This window comes from Paraburkholderia sp., from assembly GCF_026225065.1.
Lineage (GTDB): Bacteria > Pseudomonadota > Gammaproteobacteria > Burkholderiales > Burkholderiaceae > Paraburkholderia.
Genome location: NZ_JAMFSB010000348.1, coordinates 1 through 2,868 on the forward strand (window position 1 = coordinate 1; position 2,868 = coordinate 2,868).

A 2,868-nucleotide genomic window follows, 5' to 3' on the forward strand; every position below is an offset into this window, starting at 1 on the left:
CTCGCCAACAAGAACTTCCCCATCGATGAACGAGTAATCGCTGCATACCAGATTCTTACGTCACTGGCCAACGGCAAACAATAAACTGGAAATGTCTTCGATAAAAAGCTTCGCTGCTTTTCTCTTAGTAAGTCACGAGGCTCGACTCGGGCAGTCGCCAGTGGCCCGGTGAATCACTAGGTTCGGCATGCGGGCGGTGGAGCAGTGGGAACCACTCTGCTCTGGGGCCGGGTGAATCACTAGTTCACTGCGATCCGTACGCCGGCAGGCGTCGAGTGGTCGCGCGGATGGAAGGTCGTTCCCGGGCGAATCGCTAGGTCATCCGCGCTGCTGGTCGCGCGGCACATGCGCATCGTGGTGGCGGAACACGGCGAACCACTAAGTCGGAAGGACGGCATGGCGCGCGAACCTAGTGGTTCACCCGGATCAGCACAGGTCTCATGAGTTTTCTTTAGCTATTTGTGGCACTTTAGCTGTACAGCAAAAGAAACTGAAATCGCTAAATAAAAGACAATTAGGAGATTTTGCTGCGCAGCTAAATCAGCCATTTTTGCTAAAGAGACATGCAAAACCCACATCCAGCCGGTCCGAAAGCCGCTCGCAAAGACTTCCACGCGATGGTTGCAGACGAGCTATGCAACGCGCTGGTGGCCGCCACCGCAGGGAGCATCTCGGTCCGCAAGTCGAATGTCCCGATCGATGATGGCACACACCTCGATCTCCTGCTCAGCCTCGACGTCGACGGCAAGCTCGCCGACATCGCCGTCGAAACCGTGCGGAACGCATATCCCCGTGACGTCCAGACAGCGATCTGGCGGTTGGCTCAGTATGCCCTCGGCGGAAAGGAGGCCGGGAAGGCAATTCCGCTTGTTGCGGCAGAAACGCTAAGTCCGGGCGCGAGGGAACTGCTGCGCGAACGTGGAATTGGCTATTTCGAGCGCAACGGCAACTTGTATCTCCGTCGCGCGCCGTGGGTCATCAACATCCAGATGCCAGACCGTAAGGCAGCGAAGAGGGGGGCAGGACCTCGCTTTTCACTGACGCCCGCGAGATGGTCGTCCATGCGCTTCTGATGCATCGCGGAGAGTGGCTCGCGGGCGGCGAGCTGGCGGAGGTTGCGCAGACCTCGCAGTACACGTGCTCGATGGTGCTGCAAGAACTCGAAAAGCTCGAATGGTGTGAGTCGACTGGTGCGGGTCGCACGCGACGCAGACGCCTGACGAACGCGCGCGCGTTGCTCGACGCGTGGGTGCCGCGTTGGAAGCGCCGAATTGACAACCGCACTCGCTGGCACGTACTTGCCGATCGACCCGACCTGCTTCTCAGTGGGCTCACCAAGAAAATTGATCACGCGGCCCTAGCGTATCCGTGGGCGTTCACCGGCTCGTCTGCGGCGAACGTCTACGCGCCGCTGCTGACCGGGACCGACACGGCCGAGATCATCGTGCCGCCGGGCAAAGCTGAAGAGTTCGCGAAGGCGCTGAACCTCAAGCGCGCCGAGAAAGGGGCGAACGTAACCCTGATCGAACGCGACGGCACGAGTCTGCAATTCCGGAATGAGTTGCCCGACTTCCCCGCGTATTTCGCAAGCCCGATCATCCTCTATCTCGACTTGCTCGATGGGCGGGGGAGAAATAAGGAATTGGCGGAACGCGTCCTCGAAAAACTGGGGATTTGAATGGCAGGGATGAAACCGAAAAGTTCCGACGGCTACTCGGCAGATGTCACCGCCGCCTACGAGAGCACGTTGCTGACGCTCCTCGGAGCATTCGGGACGCTGAAAGACACGTTGCGGCTCGTGGGCGGCCTCGTGCCGCGCTATCTCACACCTGAGCAGCCGCCGGACGTGCCGGCCCACGCGGGGACGGCCGATGTGGACGTCGTGCTAAACCTTCAGGTTCTCGCCGACGGTGATGAATACGCATCGTTGGCCGACCAGCTCGAAGCGCGCGGCTTTACGCGCCACATGAATAACGGCGTAGCCTCGTCGTAGCAATGGCAGCAGCGGATCGACGAGAACACGATCGTGCTTGTCGAGTTCCTCCGCGACGCTGACGGCGACAAGCCAGGGCGGGCGGTCAGCGTCGACGGCGAGCGCGTATCTGCCGTGAACATGCCATATGCAGGCATCGTCCATGACTGGTTCGTCGAAAGGACGATCACTGGGACGCTACTGTCCGACGGCGGTAAGGCGTCCGAGACTATCCGATGCGCTGACGTGCCTGCATTCATTGTCCTGAAGGCGCTAGCGCTTGACCAGCGCAACGAGCCCAAAGACGCGGCAGACCTGATTCATGTGTTGCGATATTCCGGCAAGATCGATGACGTCGCCGATTTGGTAGTGGAGAGGGCGCTGTCCGGCCAGCATGAGGGCGCGGTGGAGGCGGGCCTCGCCGCGCTGCGCCGTCGGTTCTGCGATGACGAACACAGCGAGGGATGGGAGAAGGTTGGCGCGGTCGGCTACGCGCGATTCCACGCGACTGGCGACGAGGACGAGCTAGCGCGCGATCAACGCGACGCAGCAGCGAGGGTACAAGCGCTGGTGGAGACCGTCGAAGCAAAGGTCTCAGCGCGCCGCGCCAGCTAGCGAAACACAGGCGCGCACGATCCGCGGCGGGCGGGCGTGCCGAACCGAATAGCGATCCCGCAGAATTCATAACGACCGAGACACGATGGAGCATAGCGCACGGTTTGGCAGCACGACTGGCCGCTTTGGGCGTGATTAGGTGTCTCGTCCGGGTCGACGCGCGTCCGACGCGCAGGCGGGAGCCGGCCATATTACGACCAGCCACCCGTCACCATGACATCCTCCGACGTGATCATGCGGCTGTCGTCGGCCGCGAGGAAGAGCGCCATGCGCGCGAGATC

4 protein-coding genes and 1 pseudogene are annotated in these 2,868 nt (G+C 61.3%); 4 read left to right on the top strand and 1 reads right to left on the bottom strand.

The features are described from left to right. Positions 1-563 precede the first annotated feature (563 nt). The 4 genes from M0954_RS24045 to M0954_RS24060 all read left to right on the top strand — a co-directional run bounded on the left by M0954_RS24045 (position 564) and on the right by M0954_RS24060 (position 2,587). Complete coding sequence (locus M0954_RS24045; RefSeq protein WP_297355911.1) at positions 564-1,073, top strand: hypothetical protein; 510 nt, start codon at positions 564-566, stop codon at positions 1,071-1,073. A gap of 71 nt (positions 1,074-1,144) precedes the next feature. Further along, positions 1,145-1,678 (top strand): type IV toxin-antitoxin system AbiEi family antitoxin, encoded by a 534-nt coding sequence (locus tag M0954_RS24050; protein ID WP_297355913.1) that lies wholly within the window; start codon positions 1,145-1,147, stop codon positions 1,676-1,678. 9 nt (positions 1,679-1,687) lie between these two features. Continuing rightward, positions 1,688-1,993, top strand: coding sequence for a hypothetical protein (locus M0954_RS24055; RefSeq protein WP_297355915.1), 306 nt, complete (start codon positions 1,688-1,690; stop codon positions 1,991-1,993). Between the two features lie 33 nt (positions 1,994-2,026). Beyond that, entirely contained in the window at positions 2,027-2,587 is a 561-nt protein-coding gene (locus tag M0954_RS24060) for a nucleotidyl transferase AbiEii/AbiGii toxin family protein (protein WP_297355917.1), read from the top strand. A gap of 191 nt (positions 2,588-2,778) precedes the next feature. Here M0954_RS24060 and M0954_RS24065 read toward each other — a convergent pair. Beyond that, positions 2,779-2,868: pseudogene (locus M0954_RS24065) on the bottom strand (3-oxoacyl-ACP reductase); the annotation flags it as partial.

Excerpts from the sequence above, each read along its gene's own strand:
- M0954_RS24045 (WP_297355911.1), top strand. The coding sequence starts at position 564 with ATGCAAAACCCACATCCAGCCGGTCCGAAAGCCGCTCGCAAAGACTTC.
- M0954_RS24050 (WP_297355913.1), top strand. The coding sequence starts at position 1,145 with ATGGTGCTGCAAGAACTCGAAAAGCTCGAATGGTGTGAGTCGACTGGT.
- M0954_RS24055 (WP_297355915.1), top strand. The coding sequence starts at position 1,688 with ATGAAACCGAAAAGTTCCGACGGCTACTCGGCAGATGTCACCGCCGCC.